The organism is Acidiferrobacter sp. SPIII_3 (assembly GCF_003184265.1).
GTDB lineage: Bacteria > Pseudomonadota > Gammaproteobacteria > Acidiferrobacterales > Acidiferrobacteraceae > Acidiferrobacter.
In genome coordinates this window covers 1690141-1717115 of the sequence record NZ_CP027663.1, presented here as the reverse complement: position 1 = coordinate 1717115, position 26975 = coordinate 1690141, and the positions used below count along the sequence as shown (strand labels likewise).

The 26975-nt window shown below is 64.0% G+C and carries 27 protein-coding genes, 3 tRNA genes and 5 pseudogenes; 11 read left to right on the top strand and 24 right to left on the bottom strand.

Translation table 11 applies throughout. From position 1 onward, the window contains the following. Positions 1-193: 193 nt before the first annotated feature. Together C4901_RS08605 and C4901_RS08600 are read left to right on the top strand one after the other, a co-directional pair. Positions 194-763, top strand: a complete 570-nt coding sequence (locus tag C4901_RS08605; RefSeq protein WP_110136980.1) for a hypothetical protein — start codon at positions 194-196, stop codon at positions 761-763. Positions 764-1001: 238 nt separating this feature from the next. Further along, positions 1002-1262, top strand: a pseudogene (locus tag C4901_RS08600) (group II intron maturase-specific domain-containing protein); the annotation flags it as partial. Between the two features lie 295 nt (positions 1263-1557). On the opposite strand, the gene C4901_RS08595 reads toward C4901_RS08600, so the two are convergent. The 3 genes and pseudogenes from C4901_RS08595 to C4901_RS19335 all read right to left on the bottom strand — a co-directional run. Then, positions 1558-1992: a type II toxin-antitoxin system VapC family toxin gene (locus C4901_RS08595; RefSeq protein WP_110136979.1), complete on the bottom strand. Its 435-nt coding sequence runs from the start codon at positions 1990-1992 to the stop codon at positions 1558-1560. Next, entirely contained in the window at positions 1989-2252 is a 264-nt protein-coding gene (locus C4901_RS08590; RefSeq protein ID WP_110136978.1) for a type II toxin-antitoxin system Phd/YefM family antitoxin, read from the bottom strand. The genes C4901_RS08595 and C4901_RS08590 overlap by 4 nt, the downstream gene beginning before the upstream one ends. Positions 2253-2574: 322 nt before the next feature. Continuing rightward, positions 2575-2715: pseudogene (locus C4901_RS19335) on the bottom strand (AAA family ATPase); the annotation flags it as partial. A gap of 62 nt (positions 2716-2777) precedes the next feature. Between C4901_RS19335 and C4901_RS19330 the strand changes: the two are divergent. Further along, the gene (locus C4901_RS19330) at positions 2778-3023 is read left to right on the top strand and encodes a DNA topoisomerase (RefSeq protein WP_110136976.1); all 246 of its coding nucleotides are present in this window, start codon (positions 2778-2780) and stop codon (positions 3021-3023) included. On the opposite strand, the gene C4901_RS08575 is transcribed toward C4901_RS19330, so the two are convergent. The 3 genes and pseudogenes from C4901_RS08575 to C4901_RS19325 all read right to left on the bottom strand — a co-directional run. After that, positions 2920-4032, bottom strand: coding sequence for a methyltransferase (locus tag C4901_RS08575; protein ID WP_110136975.1), 1113 nt, complete (start codon positions 4030-4032; stop codon positions 2920-2922). The genes C4901_RS19330 and C4901_RS08575 overlap by 104 nt on opposite strands. 603 nt (positions 4033-4635) lie before the next feature. Next, positions 4636-5665: pseudogene (locus C4901_RS08565) on the bottom strand (transposase); the annotation flags it as partial. Beyond that, positions 5654-6013 (bottom strand): annotated as a pseudogene (locus C4901_RS19325) (site-specific integrase); the annotation flags it as partial. The pseudogenes C4901_RS08565 and C4901_RS19325, both read right to left, overlap by 12 nt. 166 nt (positions 6014-6179) lie before the next feature. Here C4901_RS19325 and C4901_RS08560 point away from each other — a divergent pair. Continuing rightward, a complete protein-coding gene (locus C4901_RS08560) occupies positions 6180-6449 on the top strand; it encodes a hypothetical protein (RefSeq protein WP_110136973.1) in 270 nt (89 codons plus the stop codon). Next, positions 6394-6594, top strand: a pseudogene (locus C4901_RS08555) (IS110 family transposase); the annotation flags it as partial. The gene C4901_RS08560 and the pseudogene C4901_RS08555, both read left to right, overlap by 56 nt. A gap of 429 nt (positions 6595-7023) precedes the next feature. Here the strand turns inward: C4901_RS08555 and C4901_RS08550 are convergent. From C4901_RS08550 to C4901_RS08525, 6 genes are all read right to left on the bottom strand, one after another. Continuing rightward, positions 7024-7248, bottom strand: coding sequence for a type II toxin-antitoxin system MqsA family antitoxin (locus C4901_RS08550; protein ID WP_110136972.1), 225 nt, complete (start codon positions 7246-7248; stop codon positions 7024-7026). Continuing rightward, positions 7245-7445 (bottom strand): DUF4258 domain-containing protein, encoded by a 201-nt coding sequence (locus C4901_RS19320; protein WP_370445977.1) that lies wholly within the window; start codon positions 7443-7445, stop codon positions 7245-7247. Before C4901_RS19320 ends, C4901_RS08550 begins: the two co-directional genes overlap by 4 nt. A gap of 87 nt (positions 7446-7532) precedes the next feature. Then, positions 7533-8540: a site-specific integrase gene (locus C4901_RS08540; protein WP_110136970.1), complete on the bottom strand. Its 1008-nt coding sequence runs from the start codon at positions 8538-8540 to the stop codon at positions 7533-7535. A 110-nt stretch (positions 8541-8650) separates the two neighbouring features. Continuing rightward, positions 8651-8727 (bottom strand) — tRNA-His (locus C4901_RS08535). 22 nt (positions 8728-8749) lie between these two features. Beyond that, a tRNA-Arg gene (locus C4901_RS08530) sits at positions 8750-8825 on the bottom strand. Between the two features lie 11 nt (positions 8826-8836). Further along, positions 8837-8913: transfer RNA gene (locus C4901_RS08525), tRNA-Pro, on the bottom strand. Between the two features lie 164 nt (positions 8914-9077). On the opposite strand from C4901_RS08525, the gene folD reads away from it, so the two are divergent. Together folD and C4901_RS08515 are read left to right on the top strand one after the other, a co-directional pair. Continuing rightward, positions 9078-9935: a bifunctional methylenetetrahydrofolate dehydrogenase/methenyltetrahydrofolate cyclohydrolase FolD gene (folD, locus tag C4901_RS08520; RefSeq protein ID WP_110136969.1), complete on the top strand. Its 858-nt coding sequence runs from the start codon at positions 9078-9080 to the stop codon at positions 9933-9935. A gap of 101 nt (positions 9936-10036) precedes the next feature. Next, complete coding sequence (locus C4901_RS08515; RefSeq protein WP_110136968.1) at positions 10037-10456, top strand: hypothetical protein; 420 nt, start codon at positions 10037-10039, stop codon at positions 10454-10456. On the opposite strand, the gene C4901_RS08510 is transcribed toward C4901_RS08515, so the two are convergent. After that, positions 10444-10893, bottom strand: a complete 450-nt coding sequence (locus C4901_RS08510; RefSeq protein WP_110136967.1) for an SET domain-containing protein — start codon at positions 10891-10893, stop codon at positions 10444-10446. The two genes, C4901_RS08515 and C4901_RS08510, sit on opposite strands and share 13 nt — an antisense overlap. Positions 10894-10933: 40 nt before the next feature. Between C4901_RS08510 and C4901_RS08505 the strand changes: the two genes are divergently transcribed. Next, positions 10934-11728 carry a thymidylate synthase gene (locus C4901_RS08505; protein ID WP_110136966.1) on the top strand — a complete coding sequence of 265 codons (795 nt, stop codon included), beginning with the start codon at positions 10934-10936 and terminating at the stop codon, positions 11726-11728. Continuing rightward, positions 11725-12234: a dihydrofolate reductase gene (locus tag C4901_RS08500; protein ID WP_110136965.1), complete on the top strand. Its 510-nt coding sequence runs from the start codon at positions 11725-11727 to the stop codon at positions 12232-12234. The genes C4901_RS08505 and C4901_RS08500 overlap by 4 nt, the downstream gene beginning before the upstream one ends. Here the strand turns inward: C4901_RS08500 and C4901_RS08495 are convergent. The 5 genes from C4901_RS08495 to leuC all read right to left on the bottom strand — a co-directional run bounded on the left by C4901_RS08495 (position 12231) and on the right by leuC (position 19096). Continuing rightward, positions 12231-14780: a FimV/HubP family polar landmark protein gene (locus C4901_RS08495; protein WP_110136964.1), complete on the bottom strand. Its 2550-nt coding sequence runs from the start codon at positions 14778-14780 to the stop codon at positions 12231-12233. The genes C4901_RS08500 and C4901_RS08495 overlap by 4 nt on opposite strands. 97 nt (positions 14781-14877) lie before the next feature. Next, complete coding sequence (locus C4901_RS08490) at positions 14878-15900, bottom strand: aspartate-semialdehyde dehydrogenase (RefSeq protein ID WP_110136963.1); 1023 nt, start codon at positions 15898-15900, stop codon at positions 14878-14880. A 41-nt stretch (positions 15901-15941) separates the two neighbouring features. Next, positions 15942-17027 carry a 3-isopropylmalate dehydrogenase gene (gene leuB / locus C4901_RS08485; RefSeq protein ID WP_110136962.1) on the bottom strand — a complete coding sequence of 362 codons (1086 nt, stop codon included), beginning with the start codon at positions 17025-17027 and terminating at the stop codon, positions 15942-15944. Beyond that, positions 17024-17677 carry a 3-isopropylmalate dehydratase small subunit gene (leuD, locus tag C4901_RS08480; protein ID WP_110136961.1) on the bottom strand — a complete coding sequence of 218 codons (654 nt, stop codon included), beginning with the start codon at positions 17675-17677 and terminating at the stop codon, positions 17024-17026. Before leuD ends, leuB begins: the two co-directional genes overlap by 4 nt. Positions 17678-17692: 15 nt before the next feature. Next, positions 17693-19096, bottom strand: coding sequence for a 3-isopropylmalate dehydratase large subunit (gene leuC / locus C4901_RS08475; protein ID WP_110136960.1), 1404 nt, complete (start codon positions 19094-19096; stop codon positions 17693-17695). 187 nt (positions 19097-19283) lie between these two features. On the opposite strand from leuC, the gene C4901_RS08470 reads away from it, so the two are divergent. Next, positions 19284-19685 (top strand): hypothetical protein, encoded by a 402-nt coding sequence (locus C4901_RS08470; RefSeq protein WP_145960670.1) that lies wholly within the window; start codon positions 19284-19286, stop codon positions 19683-19685. On the opposite strand, the gene C4901_RS08465 is transcribed toward C4901_RS08470, so the two are convergent. The 3 genes from C4901_RS08465 to C4901_RS08455 form a co-directional block, all read right to left on the bottom strand. Next, the gene (locus tag C4901_RS08465) at positions 19682-20824 is read right to left on the bottom strand and encodes an MFS transporter (RefSeq protein ID WP_370445958.1); all 1143 of its coding nucleotides are present in this window, start codon (positions 20822-20824) and stop codon (positions 19682-19684) included. The genes C4901_RS08470 and C4901_RS08465 overlap by 4 nt on opposite strands. A 166-nt stretch (positions 20825-20990) precedes the next feature. Beyond that, complete coding sequence (gene aroC, locus C4901_RS08460) at positions 20991-22091, bottom strand: chorismate synthase (protein WP_110138582.1); 1101 nt, start codon at positions 22089-22091, stop codon at positions 20991-20993. Further along, a complete protein-coding gene (locus tag C4901_RS08455) occupies positions 22088-22393 on the bottom strand; it encodes a hypothetical protein (protein WP_110136957.1) in 306 nt (101 codons plus the stop codon). The genes aroC and C4901_RS08455 overlap by 4 nt, the downstream gene beginning before the upstream one ends. A 72-nt stretch (positions 22394-22465) precedes the next feature. Here C4901_RS08455 and C4901_RS08450 point away from each other — a divergent pair, with 72 nt between their 5' ends. After that, positions 22466-22885, top strand: a complete 420-nt coding sequence (locus C4901_RS08450) for an acyl-CoA thioesterase (RefSeq protein ID WP_110136956.1) — start codon at positions 22466-22468, stop codon at positions 22883-22885. A gap of 13 nt (positions 22886-22898) precedes the next feature. On the opposite strand, the gene clpB is transcribed toward C4901_RS08450, so the two are convergent. The 3 genes from clpB to C4901_RS08435 form a co-directional block, all read right to left on the bottom strand. Further along, positions 22899-25502 (bottom strand): ATP-dependent chaperone ClpB, encoded by a 2604-nt coding sequence (clpB, locus tag C4901_RS08445; protein ID WP_110136955.1) that lies wholly within the window; start codon positions 25500-25502, stop codon positions 22899-22901. Positions 25503-25589: 87 nt separating this feature from the next. Continuing rightward, a complete protein-coding gene (locus C4901_RS08440) occupies positions 25590-26210 on the bottom strand; it encodes a MarC family protein (RefSeq protein ID WP_110136954.1) in 621 nt (206 codons plus the stop codon). A gap of 189 nt (positions 26211-26399) precedes the next feature. Continuing rightward, complete coding sequence (locus C4901_RS08435; RefSeq protein ID WP_168185637.1) at positions 26400-26888, bottom strand: DUF302 domain-containing protein; 489 nt, start codon at positions 26886-26888, stop codon at positions 26400-26402. Positions 26889-26975: the final 87 nt, after the last annotated feature.

Genomic DNA, 26975 nt, shown 5'->3' with positions numbered 1-26975 from the left:
GGACGTTTCCGAACGATGGTCCCTATTAACGATGGTCCCTATTTTTAAGAAACGGTGTCCATCCGGGCACTCAGCGATCGCGTCGCGCCGCAGGGAACGTAGGCTGCGTACCCGCCTTTTCGTACGGAGGATTGAATCGATGTCAGGCCAGCAGTCACGGGCGCACCACCTCCGCCCCAGGAACCCGCGAATAATGGCGTGGGCAGGGCTTGTGTTGGTCGCGTTGCTCGTCACTAATGCGTATGCGCGCGGCACGAGTTGGCAACGAAGCGGGACGTTACTCTATCAGCACATAAGTGGGCTCCACTGGGTCGCGGCCGGTCACGGGCCCAAGGTGCTCTACGACTTCATCGACCCCAATTCGCGCCCCAACCACGCGCTCTTCGAGCAGCTTGCGCCGCTCATCAGGCGCGATCAGCTGACGATCCGCCAGATCCTTGTCGCCTACCTGTCACCCACGAGCACCGGCAAGGCGGCCGCTATTCTGCAGTCGCGGCAACCCATGCGGGTGCTCGACGAAGGCGAGGCACGTTTCGCGCGCGCGACCGGCGCTGGTATTACGCCCGTACCCGCGCAACCGCAGACCCAGCGCATCTTGCGCCAGGACTTTCAGGCCTTGACGGCGGTCGAAGGGAACCCGTGGATGCGTTTTGCACCGATCCTGATCTACCGGGCCAAGGACGGCCGTGTCCACGTCTTCCAAAGGCGCCTGACGAACGCGCGCCTTGCGACGATCATCGCCTCGGTAGGCCGAGGGTCCTGAGCGCGATTGTGCGTGACGGGCCAGGGTCCCCGGTCCCGATCTCGGGTAGCGTCCATGTCGTAATCGGCGATTTCGGGCCGGACACCCCGGGCGGTGGCGATCGGGGCGCGGGTATTTGTGCCCCCAACAGACATAGACCCCCACGAACGCCTATTCACCCCGGCCCGTTTACGCCGCTACACCCATCAGGCCTACCTGATTATCAAGCCGATACCGTGGGGAAAGTCGGATAGAGCCCTACTTTGGGTTGGCGCAAACACACAAGATCTGGCGAACGCTGGATGAATGGCTGCGTCACCGATTGCGGGCGATTCAGCTCAAGCACTGGAGGCGGGGTAGCACGATATACAGGGAACTGACCAACCTCGGCGCGGCCGGGCATGTGGCAAAGCGTGTGGCGGGAAACTCTCGCTGCTGGTGGCGAAACAGCAATGGCGACATCAAACGGGTGCTGACCATTGCCTACTTCGACAAGCTCGGCGTGCCCAGACTCTCATGACCTCAACTTCTCGAACCGCCCGGTGCGGACCCGCATGCCGGGCGGTGTGGGAGGGGCGCGGTCGAGTTTGACCGCCCCCTATCCCGATGGAGGACACAGCGATGCCGCATTCACCGAACACATGCCGGAAGTTTACACGCAAGCCTTGGCTTCCGGCCCCGCGGATGTCCCTGTCCGGCGTCACCGGTGGCCGGATCGTGCCAGCCTGGGCGTCTGTCTCAAGGTCTCCGGCTGGCGTCGGCCACCCCGCGTGACCCGGGTCACGTCACCATGCCATGTGGGGATACGCCGGTCCTCAAATCACCGCAAAAGACGCATCCATCCCGAGCACTTGCGCCGCCTTGTTGAGGCGCGAGTCAAAACACGCGAAGGTTAATGGCAGTCCGGAAACCTGCTTGGCTTCATAGGCCGCCGCGAGTTGAACGCTGTCATATCCGCGTAGAGCAAAGGTGTCCGCGAAATCTCCCGCCCGCGCGACGACGGCTTGAGTCACATCAACAATCAGATAATGGGGCCAGTCTGCAGCCAGCGCCTGCTTGGCCCATCCAATGGACAGCGCATCTGCGGGAACCTCCCGCGCTCGCCGTGAGAGGGCGGCGTGCGCTTCGGCCCAAGCGATGCGGCATGCAGCAACTGCCTCTGAGTTCACCGCCAGCGCCTTGACGGCGTCGCTTTCCGCCTCCAACAGGTAGAGTTTGACCAACGCCGAAGTGTCGCAGAACACAATCATTCACGCCCGTCCAGGACCATCTCCGACACGCTGCGTCCGATAGGGGATAGCCGAACTGCGGCGCCTGCGGGCTTGCCTCCCATCCACTGGGCTGACCCGCTGGCGATGAGGCGCTCGACACCCGCGCTTTCGGTAGCGGGAACACCAATGATGTGCGCCACCACCTTGCGATGGGAGGTAATGGCGAGCCGCTGACCCTTCTGTGCCTGGGCCAGGTAACGGGACAAATGGGCCTTCAATTCACGGATAGAGACCTGCATATGTGACCTCAATTAACCGATATAATTGGTCGATTGTGTGCACAAATGGGGAAGGTGTCAATGGGAGCCGCAGTTGTGAGAGAGAGGTGCATTTCCTTGGCGCCGCCAGAGCGTGTACCGCCCCTTCGCTCAGTTCCTCGGGCTTGCCCTAAGCTTCCGGCGGGCGCAGCCCTGGCACGACCTCAAGGCGCGCGTCCGGGAATGGGATCGGCCAACGGCGCCTCATCACTTCTCCGCACTCAGGCGACTTGAGCGCCGTCGCGCCTATCGAGAGCTGGCACACGCTACATCGCCGGCCGCATGGCCGGTCGGAGGTGCCGTCATGGCGCAGACGCAGGCGCAAGGCCGAATCGCTACCCAGGGTCGCAAGCTCGCCCAGCATCTGGCCGGCGGCCGTAAAGAGCACGGTATGGCCAGCCAGGAGCGCCTGATGGGCGATGTTGCACGCAAGCGTTGCCTTACCCACTGCATTGGCGCCGATCAAGACAACGTTGTGCGCGCACTTGACGAAGTCGAGTCCCAGCCATGAATCTGACCCGGGCCTACACCCCGCAATCGAACGGGCAAGGGGTCGTGTCCGTCGGCCGCGTGCAGACCCCGACGCTCGCCCTGGTTGTGCGCCGGGACGCCGAGATTGATGGCTTCAAGCCTAAAGCGGTCGTTGTCTTCATCCCGAACGCAAAACCAATATGCTCCCGAGCGACCGAAGGCGGACAACCTCTTCGAGAGCCATCCCGCTGGCTTGAACGACAGATTTCCATTCGGTCGTAGTGCGCTCTCGCCCTCGACAGCCGACGAACATCTGCATGTCAAAGGAAGCGCTGGCGATGTCGGTGCCTGTTTCCTGCACGACCATCTCCAGTATTGCTGCGCGGGCGCCGCTGTTGCCGATGGCTTCGCGGAGCTTCTGTATTGCTCGTACGCAGGTATTGTCGTCAAAGCCGTGCAGCACCGCCGAGAGCAGATAGATGTCTTTCGGGCCCGCCGCTGCAGGAATCGCTTCGAGCAGGTCCCCGGCCTGAAAGTGAAGGCGTTCGACACCCTCTGTGTGGTGATTTGCCCAGTACCGTGTGGCTTCGTCCACGACCTGGGGCCGGTCCACAATCAATGCCGACAGCTTGGGATGGCGTTTCAGGATCGTCAGCGCCTTGGTGCCACGCGAGCCACCAACATCGATAATGCGATCAAACCTGCCCCAATCCAGGTCAGTGGCAAAACCGTCGCCGGCCAAGGCTTCAACGCTGTCCATGGCCTCCGAAAACAGTTGGTCGAAGTCGGCGTGATGGTCTAAGTAATCAAACAGATCCTCCCCGTGGCTGAGCTGAAATGGCGGCGTGCCGCTACGGATGCCAGCTTCCAATTGCTCGCACCAGGGACGGCTCATGGCCTCCGAATTGTGCATCAGGATCATGGCCCGAATGCTCCGAGGGTTGTCGCTACAAAGACAGCGGGACAACTTGTTGTTGCTGAAGACCATGGGGGCCGTTTCCTCGAAGATGCCCATGGCCGCGAGCAAACGCATCAGGCGCCCGAGAGCATCACCATTAGCGCCAACCCGTCCAGCAAGTTCCACTGTACTCAGGTTTCCCACACCCAAAACAGTGGCCACGTCCAGCCGTACCGCCACGAAGAGCGCCCGCGATTGCCAGTAAGCCGAGCCAATCTGAACGAGTCGAAAGGCGACTGGCGTCACCTTATTAGGAATTGACTGAAGCCAGGCACCGAACTTCATTGCCTTGGCAAATCGGCGCACCGCACCGGTATTCATCTGGAGCGTCATTCTGCTTCTCCTCGGCAACTTGGGACGGCTGGCGCTAACCCGGCGGCAAATAGGTGACCGTTAAACATGGCGAGGCTTTCCAGGAAGGCATCATCCATGGGGCGCTCCATCTGTTCTTCAAACGCTACGCGCCAGGGAGAGCGCAGCGAGGGCGCGTAGTCCGCGAGACCAGCCATTCGGCCGGCAATGGGCGTAGGTCCGGGCGGGTGGCCGCAGGCCACCTGCAAGGACAACGACACGCCGTCCAGTTATTGTGGGCGAGCCTCTTGCGCGCCGGAAAAGCGCACGGCTCGCCCGCAGGACGGCCGTGGACAACGAATAAGGTTAGATCGTGCGCAGCCACGATCTGAACCGTTTGTTGGACGAGCCCGGTCCTGGCACCGGTCGGCCGTCACAGAAAATAGGTATTGGGGAAGTAGCCCGGTTGGGAGTTTCGCCGGCACGACAGGCGCTTGAGAGTCCGTTTCCAGTCCGGCGTTGCGGCCGCTGAGGCCCGGGCCGGGCATTGGCCGGCCGAATGGGTCGATGGTGGCCCGAATCGAGGCGAGTCGGTCCCTCAGCGCCGCCGCGCTGACTCCCGACACATCGCGAGGGGCGGCGCGCTTACACGATCAAGGGAGTCTCCTGAGCGGCAATCGGCAGCGGCATGCCCCCTTCGCCACCCGACCGAATCCGCCTCTTCACGATCACCATCACCGCGCCGCAGCAACGGCACAGGATCGGCGCCCGCTCCTTGATCCAGGCCAGCAACCGATCCGGAGCGAACGTCAACAGCACCTGCAACAAGGCGATCAGCCGCTTGCAGTTCGGATGCAGAAAGCCGAAGTTGCGCGCCCGACGGAAACCCTTGGGCAGCACATGCTGCAACACCAGCCACAGAAACTGCGCGCCGGGCACGGTGCGCCGTTCCCTCTTGCCGGTCTTGGCGCAGCGATAGCGGAAGCTCACCTGAGCGTTGTCGCACGCGACAATATCCTTCTCGGCGATGACGCCGCGGTAGAGATAGCGCCCCAGGTAGACCAGCGCCTTCTCGCCGCTGCCGACCGACTGGCAATCCACCACCCAGTCTTTCGGGTAACGAGCGGGCAGCGCCCATCCGGCGGCCGCGATGCCCGAGAGCATCTTCGCCCGGAAGACCCGGGCCAAGGCCTTGTGGTTGAACAGGTAGCCGCCCTTGGCCTTTTGTCGCCGCTTGGTGCGCCATTGCCGGCACTGACCGTCGACCGCCGCCGCCGGCATGACGAGATGAACATGCGGGTGATAGTCCAGCCGCCGCGTGTGGGTATGCACCACCGCGATGGCGCCGGGCGTGCCCCGCAGCTGTTTGTCGTTCTGGCTGAAAGTGCGCACCGTCTCCCAGGCACAGCGCAGCAGCAGGTCGTAGATGACGTCCTGGCGCGCAAAGGCCAGCCCCCTGAATTCGGCGGGCAGGGTGAAGGTCAGCAGAAAGTACTCGGCCGGGACCTGCTTCTTCAGTTGCCGCTCCAGCCATTGCTGACTCTCATGGTGCTGACAGTGCGGACAGTGGCGATGCCCGCAGGAATGCGGCACCAGTTTCTGATGCGCGCATTGCGGGCATTGGCTGCATCATGGGGCTGGCCTGCGTGCGGCACTGCTTCATCGCCGCCAGGGCTCGCCTGGCCTCCTTGATCGTGACGATGTCCGGCAAACGCTGAGTCCGAGGAGGCTTGATCAGACCGGGCGCCACCCAGGGCTTGCGTAGGACATGCGCGTAGTAGAACTTCAAACCGTACAGATCGAGCTTGACCGAACTCCAGGAGTGCGATGCCACCAGGTCGGTGAAGTAGTCCAACAGTTGTTGTTCAGACAGATCGTCCATTTGGTAATCAAAATGCGCCCCAATTCGACGAATGGCGTGGGAGTAAGCCTTAATCGTCCTGGGTTGCAGACCTTTGAGCTTCAGGTGCTGCAGATGCAACTGATAGTTTCGTTTGAAATGTGCGTCGGACAATGCGTCCATCTTGAGATAGCCTCGTGGTTCGTCAGGGAACGACCCCTCGCGAGAGGGGCGAGGCTATATTTTGGATTCCGATAGTCGCCATTGTAAATGGCTGTATCCTCCGCGTAGCGGCTTCGTCCAACCCCCTCTTTGTGAGGGCGGCATCTCGCAGCGGAGCGGAGAGATAATGAGCTGCGCCGAGATCGAGGGCGCGACATTGTGGGCCGCATGGCCCAGGGCGACTTGGACGTCCCGTCGCGCATACGAGAGCCGGCGCACGCTTGTGATCCACGGGGCGCGCGCCGTGATCCGCGCCTCGGAGCGCAAGACGGATACGGATAGCTGGCTCAAGCGGCTCATGGGCCGGCGCAACAAGAACGTCGCGGCCGTCGCGCTCGCGAATCCACGGGGCGCGCGCCGTGATCCGCGCCTCGGAGCGCAAGACGGATACGGATAGCTGGCTCAAGCGGCTCATGGGCCGGCGCAACAAGAACGTCGCGGCCGTCGCGCTCGCGAACAAAAACGCTCGTATCGTGTGGGCGCTGCTCGCCCATGGGCGAGACTACCAGGAAGGCTTCACGCCGGCTCTCGTGGCCGCGTGAGGAGCCGACTGCCAGAAGAGAGGTTTTGATAGAAAGAGGCTCACCACCGATTGCACAGGCAATCACGACGTGATGGCAATAAGGTCAGACCGTGATCGAGGAAACCTGTCTTGCACACCGTGCCTTGAGCACGCCCTTGTGATCAGGCCTCGATCAGCGGATTCCATCAGGGACAGAGGGGTATCCCTCATACAAAGTCCGGATGTATGACAGCAATCTTTACCTTACTGACCGTCATAACGTGAGGGCTTGGCAAACAGGGGGCGACCATGTATGTGCAATAGAAAGGGGGTAAGCCCTAAGCGAATATGGCTCTATCCGCTCGTGCCCAACGCCCGGCAGAGGCTTACGCAAGTCCCGTAAATCAACCGCCACCACGTTTCTGAAGCGGCGTCACTTCACATTGAGAATTGCTGACGCCAATGACCATTAGGCCGCGAAACGGAACACCTCGATCTCGGCCCCCCGCTCCATGGCGGTGCTGGCTTGCGCCAAGATTTTTTCTGTAACGGCTTCCGATAGATAGTATTCCCCGCAGTTCTCACAGACATCAGCTGGCACGTCCTTAACAACCACTACCGTATCCGCGCGGGATAACGTGACGTGAACATGGCCGGGGTGCGTATCACCGTTATTACAAAGTACGCATTTCATGGTGTCCTCCGTGATCGATAGTCATCTGACCAGATTTGGGGGTCAGGCACATACGTTGTCACCACAAGACAGGTACCGCCTTCCGGTAATCGCGCGACCACTACATGAAGCGGGCGATTTCCCGCGAAGCCCAAAATTAATACACTCACGCCGCTCGGGTAATGCTGAATAATCTCCCCATTGTTGATAATCGCCATGATAGCGGCCTTTGGGATATCGCGCTCGAACATGCGTTGCACGGCATGGCCGCTGAATTTGACCTCGCTGCAATCCATAGATAGTAGCTAGCCCAGCCTCCCCACAAAATCCTCCGCCCTGAAGTGAGTATACCGCTTCACCATCTGCATGGTCTTGTGCCCGGTAATGGCCGCAACCTCCATGGCCCCAAAGCCCTTCTCAGAGAACCGAGAGGCCGCCTCATGGCGTAGGTCGTGGAAGGTCAGGCCCGTGATGCCGGCAGCTTTGCAGACGCGCATGAGGGCTTGCGAGATTGAGGCGGCCTGCATAGTCCAAACCGGCCCCGCAGCTGCTTGAGGAAGCCCATCTAAGACCGCCAGCGCGGACGTGGAGAGCGGTACACGCCGGGGCGTCCCGTTCTTGGTCTCAGGGACCAGAAGGACGCGCGCCGGGCGGTCCAGGTGCTCCCAGCGCATAGACGCTATCTCCCCGCGGCGCATGGCGGTCTCGATGGCCCAGGTAATGATGGGACCAATCTCGCCGCCGTAGCTGGCGGCGGCCGTCAGAAGGCGGGCGTACTCATCGCCCTGCAGACGGCGATCACGGTCCTGCGGGAGTTTGGGGCGCTGGCCCTTCACCATCTCCACGGGGTTTGCGAGCGATTCCATGCCCCACGCGGTACGGGCGGTATTGAATAGGTGAGAGAGTAAGGCAAGGTGCAGGCGGATGGTGTTGGGGCTAAGGCCGCGCCCCTCCATATCGCGCATGGTGGCCGCAACGTCCTTGCCTCGAATGCTCGCCAGAGACCGTCGCGCCAGGGACGAGGCCGACCAAGACCGGACTCGGTCGCGTTCACGGTTCGCTGTGGTCGGCTTCTTGCGGGGCATAACCTCCCGCTCGTAGCGCTCCAGAGCCTCGCTCAAGGTCGTGCTCTCGGCTTCCGCGCGGGAAACGAACACCCCGCGGTCCATCCCTCCCTCAATTTGGCGCGCCCACGCCTCGGCCTCGGCCTTGGTGTCAAAGGTCTTGTACTGGCGCTCATGACCCCTGCGGATGATCTGCGCCTGCCAGGCGGTACGGCCGCCCGGCCCCGGACGCTTGCGGAACGTTGCCATAACCCCCCATTTGCCATACGCGTTATGGCAAGATTATGGCATATGCGGGGTCGTGGCCGGTAGAGGGGTAGCGGATGCCAGCGTAAGCGCGTGTTTTTATTGGGGGAAATTGGGGTGAGCGATGGGATTCGAACCCACGACAACCGGAATCACAATCCGGGACTCTAACCAGCTGAGCTACGCTCACCATAACTATCGGGACGACAGCGTGGCACGCCCGGCAGGAATCGAACCTGCAACCAACGGCTTAGAAGGCCGTTGCTCTATCCATTGAGCTACGGGCGCCTCGTTCCTGTTGGTCGGGGTAGAGGGATTCGAACCCCCGACACCCTGCTCCCAAAGCAGGTGCGCTACCAGGCTGCGCTATACCCCGAGCATGCCTTCGCCCGATCCGGCGAAGGGGCAAAAATATACGCAAAGCGGCCGACTTCGTCAATGATCGCGTGACGATTTGGGCGCATGTCGTGGCGCGCGCGATCATGGCTTGGCCAGGTCCGTGGCTCATGGGATGATAGGGCTTTCTTCCGGATGACCTCTATGACCGCGCGCCTCATCGACGGCAAACAAATCGCTGCGTCTGTCCTCGCCGATATCAAGGAGCGGATCGATGGGCGCGAGCGCCATGGCTTGCGGCGCCCAAACTTGGCGGTCATCCTGATCGGTGACGACCCGGCCTCCGCTATCTATGTCCGCAACAAGACCGAGGCCTGCAAGCGCGTCGGTATCGGATCCGTCCCGCATATCCTGAAGACCGCCCCGACCGAGGCCGAACTCCTCGCGCTCATCACGCAGCTGAACGAGGACGAGGCTATCGACGGGATCTTGTTGCAGCTGCCGCTGCCCGCCCCTTTGCGGCCGGAGCCTTTCATAGAGCGCATTCTGCCGACCAAGGACGTCGACGGGTTCCACCCTTACAACATGGGCCGCCTCGCAGTGCGTCGCCCGGCCTTGCGGCCGTGCACGCCGGCCGGGGTGATGACGCTCCTCAACCATACGGGCGTCCCGCTCCGTGGGCTTCATGGGGTCGTCGTCGGGGCCTCAAACCACGTAGGGCGGCCGATGGGTCTTGAGCTCTTGCTTGCCGGGTGCACGGTAACGACCTGCCATCGGTTCACCAACGGCCTGCGTGGACATGTCGAGGCGGCCGACATCCTGGTCGCCGCGGCTGGCAAGCCGCATCTCATACCTGGGGATTGGATCAAGGAAGGCGCGATCGTGATCGATATCGGCATGAACCGCCTGGCGAGCGGACATCTGGTGGGCGACATCGATTTCAAGGAGGCAGAAAAACGAGCAGCGTGGATCACGCCGGTGCCTGGTGGGGTAGGACCGATGACGGTCGCCACGCTGCTCGCCAACACGCTCGCGGCCGCCACGCTCCGGTCTTCGTCATGAAGCCGGAGTGCGGGGCCTGGAGGTGCCGCGCGCCGGACCTTTAAAAGGACCTTCCCGGCGCGCGTCGATCAGACTACTGGCTGGAGGCGCTCTTCTTCTTCGTGGTCGAAGACGACATCCCCTTCATCGACGACATGCCGCTGGACGAAGAAGTGGTGGCCGCTGGTGCCGCCGATCCGCTGGTCTTCGATGAGCTGGTGCTCGGGCTCGTGGTCGTGGCCCCGCCAGTGCTGGAGGACGAGCTGGCGGGTTTGGCGGTCGTCGATGACGTGCTGGTGTTGGCGGCCTTATGGCAGCCGGCTAGCGCGAAAAGGACGGCCGATGCAAGGATCAATTTCTTCATTATGATCTCCGGTACATTGGGGGGTTTAACGGAGCACACGCTCCAGCCCCTCATTATATCCAATGTAGAGGCCGCAGGATGCAAGAGATTTTTTTCGAGGGCACCGGGCGTCGGGAAATCCCCCGGATTCGGCCCAGGGAGACCGGATGAACGGCTTTCACGCGCCTATGCGCGGTAGCGATCACGCAGATAAGGCAGCGCCCAGGGGCGCAACCGCTCGCGGACCGTGGGCTCGAGATGGCGAAAAGAGCGCACCAGACCGCGGCACGATACGGCCCCGCAGGCGCATGGAAATCCCGGAAAATCCGCCTCGTCTATGGCGCAGGAATAGTCCCATGTGATCTCCTCGTGGGCGGCGATATCGCGCAAGGCCTTGAGCGCCAAGCCGTCAGCGAAGCCCGCGTTCGGCGCGCACGAATGGTTCACGAAATCGTCGGCCGCGCCGGAGGGGCCCAGATAGAGATCGTCTCCCACCTGCAGGTGATAGTCCCCAAAATCGACCTGCGCGCGCATCAGGAGCGGCCCGCCAAACCGGATCAGCGTAGTACCTGCCGCAATACATTCGCCGGCGAATACACCGCGCCCATGCTGCGGGCTTTCACGGACATAGATCAAGGCAGCGGTCTCCTCCCCCCCTCATGTTACACTTGCCCTCATGCGAGCCTACCTGGAGCTTATGCGTCATATTCTCGACCACGGGGTCGCCAAAGGTGACCGCACCGGGACCGGGACTTTGAGCGTATTCGGGTACCAGATGCGCTTTGCGCTCGACGAGGGCTTCCCGCTCGTCACGACCAAGCGTCTGCATCTACGTTCCATCATCCACGAGCTGCTGTGGTTCCTCAAGGGGGACACCAACATCCATTACTTGCACGAGCAGGGAGTCCACATCTGGGATGAATGGGCGGACGCCGGTGGCGACCTGGGGCCCATCTATGGCGCCCAGTGGCGCTCGTGGCCGGCCGCGGATGGTCAGGCCATCGACCAGATTCGTGATGTCGTCGAGACGATCCGGCGCGATCCCGACTCCCGCCGGCTCGTCGTATCGGCATGGAACGTGGCGGCCCTGCCGCGCATGCGGCTTGCCCCGTGTCACGCGCTCTTCCAGTTCTATGTCGCTGATGGCCGGCTTTCGTGCCAGCTCTACCAGCGCAGCGCCGACGTCTTTCTCGGCGTGCCGTTCAATATCGCCTCCTACGCGCTTCTTACGCACATGGTGGCGCATGTCACCGGCCTTCGCGTCGGCGATTTCATTCACACGCTGGGCGATGCGCATCTCTATCGTAACCATGTCGACCAGGCACGTGAGCAGCTCGCGCGCGTACCGCGCCCGTTGCCGCGGCTTGTGCTGAACCCCGATGTCGCCGATCTGTTTGCGTTTCGCTTCGAGGATATCGAGATCCGCGGCTACGACCCCCACCCGGCCATCAAGGCCCCGGTCGCGGTATGAGGCTAGCACTTCTCGTCGCGGTGGCGCGCAATGGCACCATCGGTCGCGACAATGGCCTCCCCTGGCACCTGCCGGACGACCTGCGCCGGTTCCGGGCGCTTACGCTTGGCAAGACCGTCATCATGGGCCGCAAGACCCATGAATCACTACCGGGCACCCTGCCGGGCCGGCACAGCATCGTTGTATCGCGGGATAGGAGGTACGAGGCAGCAAGAGAGGACGCGGAGGTCGTCGGTTCCCTGGACGACGCCTTGGGGCGGGCACGCTCCACGGAAGTGTTCATCATTGGTGGGGCGAGTCTCTACGCGCAAACCCTGGCCCGCGCCGACCGCCTCTATCTGACGGAGATCGACGCCGATGTGACGGGCGACGCCTTCTTTCCCCGGTATGACCGCGCCGATTGGGAGACGCTTGCCGATGAGGCGCATCGCGCGGATGACCGCCACTCCCATGCCTTCCGCTTTCTGACCCTCGAACGACGCACCCGCGCTCCGGGGGGCGGCTAAGCGAACGTCCCCATCAGTTGTTCCGCGAGCGCGCGCTGTGCGGGGCTGCCTTCCGCGCACACCTCTTCGAGTATCCCGCGCGCACCGTCCTTGTCGCCCATATCGATGTAGACGCGCGCCAGATCAAGCTTGGTATCAATGGCCTGGCCGTCCGTGTGTGCGTCGGCCTCGAGCACCAGCTCGCCCTCCTCCGCCCCGCCCTGCGCGGATTCAAAAGGCAGTTCACCGGCAAGAAGCGCATCGGTGGCTCGCTGGTCGGGTGCTGAATTTCCCAGCTCCAGATCGCGGGCCGTCAGGTCCTGGGTCTCGTCTTCGTCGAATCGGATCGCGAACTCATCAGCGGCGCCTGCATCCGTCTTGGTCGCAGGCTCGAGGGAATGATCCCATTGAAAGTCGACGGACTCGGCCTGGGCATCTTCGGCCGACGAGGCGTCCGGGAGGCGCCCCTCAGTATCTTCCACGAGCTCCGATGGGCGCCCCAGATCGAGCGAAAAGTCCAAGACGCCGTCATCATCAAGTCCCGATTCAGGCTCCTTCTGGTCAGCGATAGTGGGTTCGGCCTGCGAAGACCCGGGAGATTTTGTGTTCAGGGCCTCATCACCCGTGGACCAGTCCAGGGATCCCTCCCCGTCATCGAGGCTGGCCGGCCGTGGCGCGGATACCTCCGCGAGTTCGCGGGCTACGGCGGCGAAATCGATGCGATCGGAGATCCCCGTACTGGATATCGGCTCATCGTCGCCTGCCACCGGTCCCACATCCGGTTGCGGGACCCGCGCGTTGCCCTTAAAAAGCGGGTTAGCCGGATCAAGCTTACGGCCCAGCTCCTCAACCTTTTGCCACGCCGGCCCACGGCCCTCGGAGGCCGCATAGATCTCCTCGGCGACGATCTCGAAGGCCTTCTTGTCGTGGCGCTGGAGATAGATCTCGAGCAGCTTCAGCTTCAGCTCCAGGCGTGCCGGCTCCTTGGTCGTGGCCTCCCGCAGGATCTCCTCGGCCTGTTCGTCGCGTCCATAGGCGAGGTAGACATCGGCCTCCGCCAAGGGATCGACCTCGTCGGCATGCAAGGCGCCGCCGGCGGCGCCTTGGCTGAACTCACTCAAAAACGATACATCCGGGGTCTTTGGCAATCCCGCCGTATCGGGCATCTGCCCTTCCGAACTCAGTCCGCCCCCCGACAGGATGCTTTCTTCAAATTCCGCCATGCTCTGGCGTCGCCTGCGAATCACCAGCAGTCCGCCGCCCAGGACGATCACCAGCAAGGCCCCCAGGATCGGGGTGCGTTCCGAGGAAAGCAGGGTCGACAGAAACGACGGCGCGGGCGCCGGCGGCGGCAGCGGCCTGACCGGCGCGGTGATCCGGTGTACGGGTGGGATCGGATGAGGCTTGACCGCGGTGGCGTCGGCCAGGGCATGCCCGGCCGGTTGCGCAGCGTGCGTGGCGGCCGCCGGGATGGCCTTGGCGATCGTGCCGGTGGCGGCCACCGGTGAATGGGCGGCGCGCGCTGCGGCCTGTCGCTGCAATAAGGCGAGCTCCTGATCCTCCAGGGTCATGAGCCGCCGGGTCTTCTGCAGCTCCTTTTGCAGGCGTTGCACGCGGCGCTCGAACGAGGTCGCGCCGCCCGCCTTGCCGCCGCTATCGGCTCCGGCGGCCGTAGTCAGCCGTGCGGCCTCGATGTGCAAAGGCCGCTGGATGGCGGGCACAAGACGTGCCCGCGTCAGTGTCCCGGCAACGCCGGCACTCGCCCCGGCGGCACTCGCCGGGGTTTGCGCAAGTCGCGTCTTGTAACGGCGCCAGGCCCGGTCCTGGGACGCGAGCCAGATCGTGGCATGGTGCGCGCTGATCGCGCGGATCTCCTGGGCCGTCGGGATTTTCAGCACCGACCCCGCACGCAAGTCGTTCACATTCCGTTGAAAGAATGCCCTCGGGTTGGTGCGGAGAAAGGCCTCCAACGCCTGCGGCATGGTCCCGGCATGAGGTGCTGTGCGGGTCGCCACCGCCCATAGCGTCTCCCCGGGACGGATGACGGTGGTGGCCGGGTGTCGTGATCGCTGCGGCCGGACCGGCGCCGAGGCGGCGGCCTCCGTGGCGATCGGCCGGACCCGCGGTATCGATCCGCCCTGCGGCAGCATCGTGATCCCGCTTGTCGGATTCAGGAGTGCGGTATACATGTGCAACAGGGAGCCGCCCGACCAACGCACATGCAGCAGAAAATGCAGGAACGGTTCATCGATCGGCTGGCGGCTATGCAACACGATCTCATAGCCGCCGCCAGCGCGCCGGACGCTGCAGTGGATAGCGCGCAAGGCCCGCGACTTCCGGAGGCCTGCGGCCGCAAAGTCGGCGCCGGATGCGATCGCCACGTGCACGGAGTGGCGCGCACTGCGGTGTAGCGACAAAAGCGGGATCTCGGCGCGCAGCGGTTGTCCCAGGTTCGAGGTGACCATAAGCGGCCCCAGGCCCAGGGCCTGCGCAAGCGGCGCATAGAATAGCGCGGTCGCCCAGAGGACGGGGGCCATTCTCGACCGGTGTTTGCGATTCTTCGCCATTACGCCTGCTCCTGGGGGCCCATTTCGCCCCCCGAGATTTCATGGATTTCGAGGGTCTTCTTGAGAAAGACCTCGAAATGGTTCTTCGGACTATAGACTATAAAAACGTCGCCACCAAACGCTCGGCGATCTGAATGCTGTTCAAGGCCGCGCCCTTGCGCAGATTGTCCGACACCACCCACAGATCGAGCCCGCGTGGGTGCGACAAGTCCTCGCGGATGCGACCCACGAACACCGGATCGCGTCCCGCGGATTCGGTTACCGCGGTCGGATAGCCGCCTGGCCGGCGCTCGTCCAGGACCACGACCCCGGGGGCCTTTTCGAGCAGCGCGCGGGCCGCGGCGGCCGTCAGTTTCTCGCGGGTCTCGATGTGCAGGGCCTCGGAGTGGCCGTACAGCACCGGCACCCGCGCGGTCGTGGGATTCACGCGAATCGAGGGGTCGCCCATGATTTTGTTCGTCTCCCACACCATCTTCATCTCTTCCTTGGTATAGCCATTCTCAAGAAAGACATCAATATGGGGCAATACATTGAAGGCGATAGGTTTGGGATAGACCTTACTGGTCACGGGCTGGCCTGCGAGCATCGCGCGCGACTGCGCTGACAGCTCTTCCAGGGCCTCCTTCCCGGTGCCTGATACCGATTGATAGGTGCAGACGTTGATGCGCTCGATGCCGACCGCGTCATGGAGCGGCTTCAAGGCCACCACCATCTGGATCGTCGAGCAATTGGGATTGGCGATGATCCCGCGCACCTTGTATCGCGCGATATCCTGCGGGTTCACCTCGGGCACCACCAGCGGAATATCGTCCTCGTAGCGGAAATGGGCGGTGTTGTCGATGACAACGCAGCCGGCGGCCGCCGCCTTCGGGGCATAGATCGCGGAGATCTCACCGCCGGCCGAAAACAGGCCGATCTGCACCTTGCTGAAATCGAAGGTCGCGAGGTCGAGCACCGTAAGCTCGTTATCGCCCGACCGCACCTTGGCCCCCGCCGAACGTTGCGAGGCCAGTGCATAAAGATGGCGTACCGGAAACTTACGTTCCGCGAGCATCGCCAACATGACCTCGCCGACCGCGCCGGTCGCCCCCACCACCGCGACATCGAAAGTTTGCGTCATACCTTATAACACTCCGGGCCTCAAGGCCCCTTCACGGAAGATCAAGAGAGCGCGGACCGTAACGCCGCAACCACGGCGTCTCCCATGGCCCGGGTAGAGACGGCCGCCGGTCCGTCCTCGCGGATGTCGGCTGTGCGCAGGCCGCTATCGAGCACCGTCGATACCGCCGCCTCGACGCGCGCGGCCAATGACGGCTCGTGAAGGCTGTAGCGCAGCATCATCGCCACCGACAGGATGGTAGCCAACGGATTGGCGATGCCCTTGCCGGCGATGTCCGGCGCCGAGCCATGGATGGGCTCGTAGAGCCCGCGGTCGGTCTCGTTCAACGACGCCGAAGGCAGCATGCCGATCGAGCCGGTGAGCATGGCCGCCGCGTCCGACAGGATGTCGCCGAACATATTGGTCGTGACCAGCACATCGAACTGCTTGGGGGCCCGCACCAGCTGCATGGCGGCGTTATCGACGTACATATGGCTGACTGTCACGTCCGGATAACGGCAGGCGACACGCATCACCACCTCGCGCCATAGCTCGGTGGCCTCGAGGACATTGGCCTTGTCCACCGAGCACACCCGGTGCGCGCGGGTGCGGGCGATCTCGAAGGCACGCACCGCCACCCGCTCGATCTCCGATTCGGAATAGACCAGCGTGTTGAAGCCCTGGCGTTCGCCGGTATCCAGCGTGCGTATGCCGCGCGGTTCCCCGAAATAGATGCCGCCCGTGAGTTCACGCACGATCATGAGATCGAGCCCGGCGACCACCTCGGGACGCAGCGTCGAGGCACCCGCGAGCTGCGGATACAGGATCGCGGGCCGCAGGTTGGCAAAAACGCCCAGCGCCGCGCGCAGGCCGAGCAGGGCCTTCTCGGGCCTAAGGGCGATCGGCAGGGCCTCCCATTGGCGTCCGCCGACCGCCCCGAGCAAAATCGCATCGGCCTCGCACGCGAGCTTCAGTGTCTCTTCGGGCAACGGCTGGCCGTGAACGTCGTAGGCCGCACCCCCGACCAGGCCGTATTCGATCTCCACGGCCAGACCGCTCTCGTCGCGCAGGCATTCCAGCACACGCACCGCCTCCGCCGCCACTTCCGGCCCGATACCGTCGCCCGGCAATACCGCCAACTTTTTCATGAATGCCCCCCCACCGGCGCGAACAACCACGGCGCCTCGTTTCGTCGGCGCGTCTCATAGTCGCGGATCTCGGCCTCGTGGGCGAGCGTCCAGCCGATATCATCGAGCCCCTCAAGCAGGCATTCCTTGCGGAAGGCGTCGATCGCAAAGGCGCCGATTTCCTCATCTCCCGCGAACACCTGCTGGCGGCGCAGGTCGATCGTCAACGAATACCCGACGGTCGCCTCCACCGCTTCGAACAGCCGATCGATCACCGTCTCCGGCAACACCACCGGCAGCAGGCCGTTTTTCAGGCTGTTGTTGTAAAAGATGTCCGCAAAGCTTGGCGCCACGATGGCGCGGATGCCATATTCAAGCAGGGCCCATGGGGCATGCTCGCGCGACGATCCGCAACCGAAGTTGCCGCGTGCAAGCAGTATGGATGCGCCCTGGTAGCGAGGCTTATTCAAGACGAAATCCGGATTGGGCGTGCGCGGTGTCTCCTGGCCCGGCTCGCCGTGGTCGAGATAACGCCAGTTATCGAACAGGTTGGCCCCAAAACCGGTGCGTGCCACGGCCTTCAGGAATTGCTTGGGGATGATCGCGTCGGTATCGACATTCAAGCGGTCGAGCGGGACGACGAGGCCCGTTTCCTTCTCAAAGCGTTGCAAATACCCCTCCCAGCCTCAAAGATCGTGGCGGATATCGACGAAGTGCCCGGCGATTGCGGCCGCCGCCGCCATGCGCGGACTGACCAGATGGGTGCGGCCACCCTGGCCCTGGCGTCCCTCGAAATTGCGATTCGAGGTCGACGCGCAGCGCTCGCCGCTCTCCAGGCGATCGGCGTTCATGGCCAGACACATGGAGCACCCCGGCTCGCGCCACTCAAAACCGGCCTCGGTGAATATCCGGTCGAGCCCTTCGGCCTCGGCGGCGCGCTTGACGAGACCCGAACCCGGGACCACGAGCGCGCGGCGTACCCCGGGGGCAAGCCTATGTCCGGCGACCGTGGCCGCCGCGGCGCGCAGATCCTCGATGCGGGCATTTGTGCAGGATCCGATGAACACCACGTCGATGGCGATGTCGGTGATCGCGGTCCCCGGGCGCAGATCCATATAGGCCAAAGCCGCCGTCAGGGCCTCGCGCCGCGCCGGGTCGCGTTCGGCGGCGGGATCCGGCACTCGCCCCTCGACCGAGACCACCATCTCCGGCGAGGTCCCGTAGGTCACTTGCGGCGCAAGCGCGCTCACGTCGATCTCCCATTCCTGGTCGAAGCGCGCGCCGGTATCACTCACATGGTTGCGCCACGCCGCCGCGGCGCGCTCCCAAAGCGCACCGCTTGGCGCAAACGGGCGCCCCGCCAGATAGCGGATGGTGGTATCGTCCACGCCTATCAGGCCGGCCCGGGCGCCGGCCTCGATGGCCATGTTGCACAGTGTCATGCGTCCCTCCATGGACAAGGCGCGCACCGCGGAGCCGGCGAATTCGATGGCGTAGCCTGTACCGCCGGCGGTCCCGAGCCGGCCGATCACGGCAAGCGCCATGTCTTTGGCGCCGACACCCGGCGGCAGTGCACCTTCAAGACGCACACGCATGGTCCGCGAACGTTTTTGCAAAAGACACTGTGTCGCCAGCACCTGCTCGACCTCGGAGGTGCCGATACCATAGGCGAGCGCGCCGAATGCCCCATGAGTGGAAGTATGCGAATCGCCGCACACTATGGTCATCCCCGGGAGCGTCGCGCCCTGCTCGGGTCCCGTGACATGCACGATCCCCTGACGGACGTCGTTCATGGCAAAAAGCGGGACCTGAAAATCCCGACAGTTCTGCTCGAGGGCCTCGACCTGTCGGCGTGACGTGGCATCCGCGATACCAAGCGCCCGGTCACGGGTCGGGACATTGTGGTCGGCGACCGCGAGATTGGCGTCCGGCCGCCAGAGCCCCCGGGCGCGAGCCCGCAGGCCCGCGAAGGCCTGCGGGCTCGTCACTTCGTGGACCAGCTGGCGGTCGATATACAGAAGGCACGTCCCATCGGCCAATTCCCGGACCACGTGGCTGTCCCACAACTTGTCATAAAGCGTCTTTGCCATCGAAATCAGCCTGATAAAATGCGCCCATGGTACGCAAAGGGGCCGCCAATGCCAATATTGTCCGGGGACGCGCGCCGGTCTTTCTGTGCGTCTCGCGTCTCGACAGGATCGCGCCGGTAGCCGACAATAACCGCCATTGATAGTGACCGGGGCCCGCGCGCGTCCCATCCCGATCCAGGATCCCGTCATGACCTTCCTGCAGCTCCTTCAGGCCCTGGAACAACGCCTCGGCCATGTGCATCTCCCGATACGGCCGCAGGCCGCGCGCCTCCCGGAGGTCTTCGACGGCTGCGGCCTCCATCATGAGCTTGCCGTCACGCTGGTGCGTGCCATCTACAGCGAGAACCGCTGCCGGCATGTGCGCGACCGGGTATCGGCCGAGGCCTGTCTGCGTGCCGTGGCACCCATCCATGCCGCTGTCGCGCACGCTGATCACACCGACGTCGACACCTACCGGTTCTCGGAGGGTTTCCTGGCCGCGGTGCAGGCGGTGTTCGAACAAAAACCAAGGTCGCGGCCGCCCAAGGTCCGGGAACCCCGTGGCCAGCTCCTGTCGTTCCCCCTGACGCGCCGGCGCGCGCACCGTTAGACGGCCGGTTCGACGGGCGCAATCTGGTGGCGCGCGATGATGGCAAACCCGACGGCAGCGACCGCGGCCGCCGCCAGGAACATCCCCTCGCGCCCGAGCGCCACCCACAGATAGCCGCTCATGGCCGCCCCGGCCGCCGCGCCGGCCCCGGCGGCCGTGCCGTAGATGGCCTGGGCGCGGGCCTTGGCGCCGGGACCCGCGAAACGGCTCACGAGCCGGACCGCGACGGCATGGTAGAGCCCGAAGGTGAAGGCGTGAAAGGTCTGTGCGAGCGCAAGGAGCGGCCATGATCGCGGGAACAGCGCGATCAGGATCCAGCGCACGATGGCGAGCGCGAAGGTAAAGGCCAGCAGCCGCGACTCGCGAAAATGCGCGAAAAACCGCCCAGCCTGCCAGAACACCAGTACCTCGCAGATCACGCCCAGGGCCCACAGGGCACCGATGGCCGCCTTGCTGTAGCCATAATGCGCGAGATAGAGCGAGTAGAACGTGTAATAGGGGCCGTAGCTCACCTGCATCAGAAAACAGGCCGCGAGAAATGGCAACAGCCCCGGCTGGATCGGTGGCCGTGCGCCGGTCGCCGCCGGCGGTGTAAGCGGCGCGAGGCCGAGGGTTGTGAGCCACAGCCCGAAGAGCAGCATGGCGATGACCGGCACGACCGTTGCTGCCCCGAAGCGATCCAGGACCGGTCCGAGCCCGAGCACGGCGATGATAAAGCCGATCGACCCCCATAGGCGGATGCGCCCATAGCGATCGCCATGGAAGGCCAGGGTGCTGGCCTCCACCGGGGGCAGCGTGGCATACCAAAAGAAGCTGAAGGCCATCATGACCGCCGCCATGGCCGCGAAACCGTGCGCGTAAGGGATGGTGAGAAAACACGCGAACGCAAGCACCGCGGCGCCGCGCACCGCCGTCATCCGGTGCCCGAGGCGGTCGCTCAAGGCCCCGCCGACATAGGGGGCGACGACCCGCGAGAGCGCCAGCAGGGCCATCAGATCCCCCAACGCCCGCGGCCCGAAGCCGCGCTGACGCAGGTACAGCGGCCAATAGGGCAAGAGCACCCCGAGCGCGCTGAAGTAGCACGCATAAAACGCCGACCGCGGCCAGTCGTTACGGGGGTGATGATGGCTCAAGGACATCCCCCTGGGCGGTGCGCGCGCCTGTCCTGCGCCCGAGGACGAATGCCCCGGCGCCGGGGGCCTTGCGCAAGGCGCGCGCCCAAGAAATGTGAGAGGGTGGCGGACACGGGGACGGCATACTACCCGGGTTTGGGGCGCTTGTCCCCGGATCCCGCCACGCGCACCGCTAGTCGGGACGGGCCGGTATGCGCGGCGTGGCGCTACGCACTTCGGCGTTCTGTCCGCGGTGGCGTAACACATGATCCATCAGTACCAGACAGAGCATGGCCTCGGCGATGGGGGTGGCACGGATACCGACGCACGGGTCATGTCGGCCGGTGGTCACGACCTCGGCCGCCATGCCTTCCCGATCCACCGTGCGTCCCGGGATACGGATGCTGGCCGTGGGTTTCAGGGCCAGTCGCACGACGATATCCTGGCCGGACGAGATGCCTCCGAGGATACCGCCCGCGTGATTGGCGAGAAATCCCTCCGGAGTGATCTCATCGCGGCTCTCGGAGCCGCGCGCGGTTACGACCGCAAAGCCGTCGCCGATCTCCACGCCCTTCACGGCATTGATGCTCATCATGGCGTGGGCGATGTCGGCGTCGAGCCGGTCGAAGACCGGTTCGCCGAGCCCCGGGGGGACATTCTCGGCCACCACCGTAACGAGCGCGCCGATCGAATCCCCGGTGCGGCGCAGCGCATCCATATAGGCCTCGAGTTCCGGAACGAGCGCGCGGTCTGGACAGAAAAACGGGTTTTCCGTGACCGCATCCCAGTCGACGGTGGCCGCCCTATACGGTCCGAGCTGCGCCAGATAGCCGCGCACGACGATACCGAGACATGAACGCAGGTAGGCGCGCGCGACGGCGCCGGCCGCCACGCGCGTCGCGGTCTCGCGTGCCGACGATCGCCCGCCCCCGCGGTAATCGCGCCGGCCGTACTTCTGCTGGTAGGTGTAATCGGCGTGTCCTGGCCGAAAGACCTCGGCGATCTTCTTGTAATCCTGCGAGCGGGCATCGGTATTTTCGATCAAAAGCCCGATCGGCGCACCGGTGGTGACGCCCTCGAATACCCCCGAGAGGATGCGCACCCGATCGTCCTCGCGCCGTTGCGTCGTGTGGCGGGACGTCCCGGGACGTCTGCGGTCGAGGTCGGGCTGAATATCGGCCTCCGAAAGGGCAAGCCCGGGCGGGCATCCGTCGATCACGCAGCCGATCGCCGGGCCATGGCTCTCGCCAAAGCTCGTCACACAAAAGAGCCGGCCGTAGGTATTGCCGCTCACGCGAATCCGTCCTTTTGGACCGTGTTCAGCATCTCAAGGACGTCGGCAAACGGGATGCGCGACCGAAACCGCGCCAGCAGGTCGGTATAGGCGAGCGCCGATCCGCCAAAGGCGTGATGGCCGGCGCAAATTTCGGTGTGCAGCGCCACGAGCATCCGTTCCAGGACCTCGAAGACGCCGGCATTCTCGCCGAGCTCGAAGTCCTCGCCTTCACTCTCGATCATACTCAACATGTCGCGTGTCTCAAAAATGGCCTGGTCGAGCAGATCGAGGAATTCCTCCTGATTGACGGGTGTATGCATGGTTCCTGGGTTTCAGTGAGATGGTGGCGATATAATGACAGACCTACGCCAAAGCTTACTGGGAATCGCCTCATGACGCCAGAAGATCCCGTTGTCGATCCAGCCCTCGGACGCCTGCCCGCCCTGCGGGTCGTGCCCATGCCCGCCGACACCAACGTCGCCGGCGACATCTTTGGTGGATGGATCCTGTCCCAGATCGATATCGCCGGAAGCGTGGTCGCCCACCGCCGTGCGCGTGGCCGCGTCATCACTGTGGCGGTCAACGCCGTGCAGTTCCATAAGCCGGTGTTCGTCGGCGATCTCGTGAGCCTCTATGCCGATGTCGTGCGCGTGGGTACGACATCGCTTACGGTCGACGTCATCGTCTACGCCGAGCGCTTCCGCGACGGTACCCACACCGAATGCGTCCGGGTTACCGAGGCCACGCTCACTTATGTGGCCATGGGCCCGGACCGCAAGCCGCGGCCGGTCCCTCCGGAGGACGACGCCTGAGGATTTTTGATCCTCACGCCCTGCGGACCTTGTCCGGAGACGGCGCCGCACGGTGCGCGTCGAACACAAAATCCTCGTCCCGGACCCCCACCTCGATCACGTCTCCGGGGCCGAACCGGCCTTTCAGGATCTCCTGGGCGAGCGGGTTTTCAAGGTATTGCTGCACCGCCCGCTTCAAGGGGCGTGCCCCGTAGACCGGATCAAAACCGGCCTCGGCGAGCTTATCCATGGCCGCCTCGCTCAGCTGCAACCCGAGGTCGCGGGCACGCAGACGTTCCACCAGATTGCCCAATTGAATGGCGGTGATACGCCGCAAATCCTCGCGTCCCAGCGGATGGAAGACGACGATATCGTCAACCCGGTTTATGAATTCCGGGCGGAAGTGCTGGCCCACGATCTCCATCACCGCGTCTTTCATATGCTGGTAATTGTCCTCACCGGCGAGTTCCTGGATGACCTGCGAGCCGAGATTTGAGGTCATGACGATGATGGTGTTCCGGAAATCCACGGTGCGCCCCTGGCCGTCGGTCAGCCGCCCGTCGTCTAGGACCTGCAGCAGGACGTTGAACACGTCCGGATGGGCCTTTTCGATCTCATCTAGCAGCACCACCGAGTACGGGCGCCGGCGCACGGCCTCCGTCAGATAGCCGCCCTGCTCGTATCCGACATAGCCGGGCGGGGCCCCTATGAGGCGCGCCACGGAATGCTTCTCCATGAACTCGGACATGTCGATGCGCACCATGGCATCGTCGGCGTCAAACAGGAACGATGCCAGCGTCCGGCACAGCTCGGTCTTGCCGACGCCGGTCGGCCCGAGGAACAGGAACGAGCCATTCGGGCGGTTGGGATCGGAAAGCCCGGCGCGCGAACGGCGGATGGCATTGGCCACCGCGCGCACGGCCTCGCCTTGACCCACGACGCGCTTGTGGAGCTCGTCTTCCATGCGCAAGAGTTTTTCACGCTCCCCTTCCATCATGCGTGATACCGGAATGCCGGTGGCGCGCGACACCACCTCGGCGATCTCCTCCTCGCCCACCTCCTTGCGCAAAAGCTTCGCGGGCGCGGGCTTGGCGCGCGCCGCCAACTGCTTTTCGAGCTCCGGTATACGCCCGTACTGGAGTTCCGACATGCGCGCGAGATCGCCCGCCCGCCGCGCGTTTTCGATCTCGACGCGCGCACGATCCAATTCTTCCTTGATATGCTGCTCGCCTTGCAGGTCGGCCTTCTCGGACCGCCAGACCTCTTCGAGGTCGGCGTATTCGCGCTCGAGCCGCTCGATTTCCCCTTCGAGCGCCGCGAGACGCTTGCGCGAGGCCTCGTCGGGCTCCTTTTGCAGCGCCACCCGTTCGATCTTCAACTGGATCAGGCGCCGATCCAACCGGTCCATGGCCTCGGGGCGCGAGTCGATCTCCATGCGGATGCGTGCCGCTGCCTCGTCTATGAGATCGATCGCCTTGTCCGGCAGTTGGCGATCGGTGATGTAGCGGTGCGACAAGGTGGCGGCCGCGACGATGGCCGGGTCCGAGATATCCACGCCGTGGTGCACCTCATACTTTTCCTTGAGGCCGCGCAGGATGGCGATCGTATCCTCGACCGTCGGTTCATCCACCAGCACCTTCTGGAAGCGCCGCTCGAGCGCGGCGTCCTTTTCAATGTATTGCCGATATTCGTCCAAGGTCGTGGCGCCTATCGCGTGGAGCTCACCGCGCGCGAGCGCGGGCTTCAACATATTGCCGGCGTCCATGGCACCCTCGGCCTTGCCGGCCCCGACCATAGTGTGGATCTCGTCGATGAACAGTATGACGTTGCCCTCCTGTTTCGCGAGATCCGACAGCACGGCCTTCAGACGCTCCTCGAATTCGCCCCGGAATTTGGCCCCGGCTATGAGCGCCCCGAGATCGAGCGCCAACAGGCGCCGCCCGCGCAGCCCCTCGGGCACCTCGCTGTTTACGATGCGCTGCGCAAGCCCCTCGACGATGGCGGTTTTGCCGACGCCGGGCTCGCCGATCAGGACCGGGTTGTTCTTGGTGCGCCGCTGCAAGACCTGAATGGCGCGGCGGATCTCGTCATCGCGACCGATCACGGGATCGAGCTTGCCCTGCAAGGCGCGCTGTGTCAGGTCCACGGTGTAACGATCGAGCGCGCCACGTTGCTGCTCGGCGTTCTGATCGTCCACCTTGTTCCCGCCGCGCCATTCGTCGATTGCCGCCTCCAGGGGTTTGCGGGCGGCGCCGCTTTCGCGCAACACTTGGCCGATATCGCCCTTGTCGTCGAGGGCTGCCAGCAGAAAGAGCTCGCTTGCGATATATTGATCGCCGCGCTTCTGGGCGTATTTGTCGGTGATGTTGAGGAGCCGCGACAGGTCGTTGCCGATATGCACCTCCCCGGCCGAGCCCTCGACCGTCGGCAACCGATCGAGCAGCTCGTCAAGCCTTGCGCGCAGGGCATCCACGGCCACGCCGGCCTTGGCAAGCAAGGGCCGCACCCCGGCATCCTGATCGAGCAGGGCGGCGAGCAGGTGGGCGGGCTCTATGAACTGGTGGTCACGGCCGACGGCCAGCGACTGGGCGTCGGCCAGCGCCTGCTGGAATCGATTGGTAAGCTTGTCCATCCTCATGGGGGGGAGCCCTCCGTCTCGTCTGGCTTGCAGATGGGGGGCGGGAACCCGAGTTTCAAGCGATGGCGTGGCCATCGGACAGGGACATCAGCGGCCCAGGCCCGGCAAAAGCGCGGTGAGGCCGATGGCCATGAATTGCACCGCCATGGCCGCCAGGATCAAACCCATGACCCGGGTGGTGATATTGAGGCCCGCCGTTCCCAGGCGCACGCCGATGGGTTCGGCCAGGCGCAATACCACCCATACGAGCAGGCCCACGACGACTATGCCGGCGCTCAGCGCCAGTTCCGCGCCCACCCCGCTCGCCTTCTGGGCATCAACGATGACAAGACTGATGGCCCCGGGACCGGCCAGAAGCGGGATCGCCAGGGGCACCACGGCGATGTCCTCTTTGGATTCCGCCTCCGCATCCTCTTCGCGGGTATGCCGGGCGGGGGTCGACTTGGCGTGAAACATGGCGATGGCGATCAATAATACGAGCAGGCCGCCGGCGATGCGAAATGCCGGCACCCCGATCCCGAAGAGCTCGAGCAGGCGCTGTCCCGACCAGGTCGCGATCAACAGGATGGTGATCACCGCGAACGCGGTCTTGGCGGCGATGCGTCGCATCTCAGCGTGCGAGCGGCCCGCGGTCAGCGACAGGAATAGCGGGATTGCCCCGATCGGATTCAGAATCGCGAATACCCCGATGAGGTCCCTGATCTCCACTGATTACCCCCTTCATCGCGCCGGTCATTCCTTTCGACATCCCCGCGCGTGCGCCAAGACCCCGTGGATGCCGCGCCTTTCCTTTCGGTCATCGCGCTTGCCACGGCCACCCGCTGCCGGCCTTCTGGCCGAATGCGCATCATGGCCGTCTGTTGCGAAGGTCGCGAGGGTGCCGGGCGCGGCGCCAGCCTATCCCGAGTGGCTGCCAGGGATCGCTTTTAGGCCACCGATCACCATGCGGTCGATCTTGCGGCCCACGGCGCGTGAGGCCGTGCCGCGGGTGTAGACACTGCGCTTGGCAAACACCACGGTGGTCTTCGCCGCCTTGCTGTAGAGTGTCACATCCAGGGGGCATGCCGACGCCGTCTTCCATGAATGGTTCAGGAGGCCGCTAAAAAGGAATGGGTTGCAAAACACCAGCGCGCGGACATCGGTAAACCCTGGCTTGTTGAAATCCGGGATGTGCAGGATCTTCTGCTTGGAGGCAATCAGATGCAGGATGTCGAGCTTCATGACGACCTTGAAGTGATGCGAGGTGAGGGCCGCGACCACCGCCTTTTGTGCCGCCGGCATCGCCATCGGCACGGTCTCCACGTAAAATGGCGAGGCCTGCGCCACGGCAATACCCAATAGACCCAAGCCAGCGCCCGCTATCCCAATAAGTCTCTTCTGTTTCATTACATGTCTCCTGTTTGTTGTCCACATCCGGCATGCGCCCTCTCGCGACATGCGAAGCCATCACCTTACCATGCCAAGGCCGCCGGC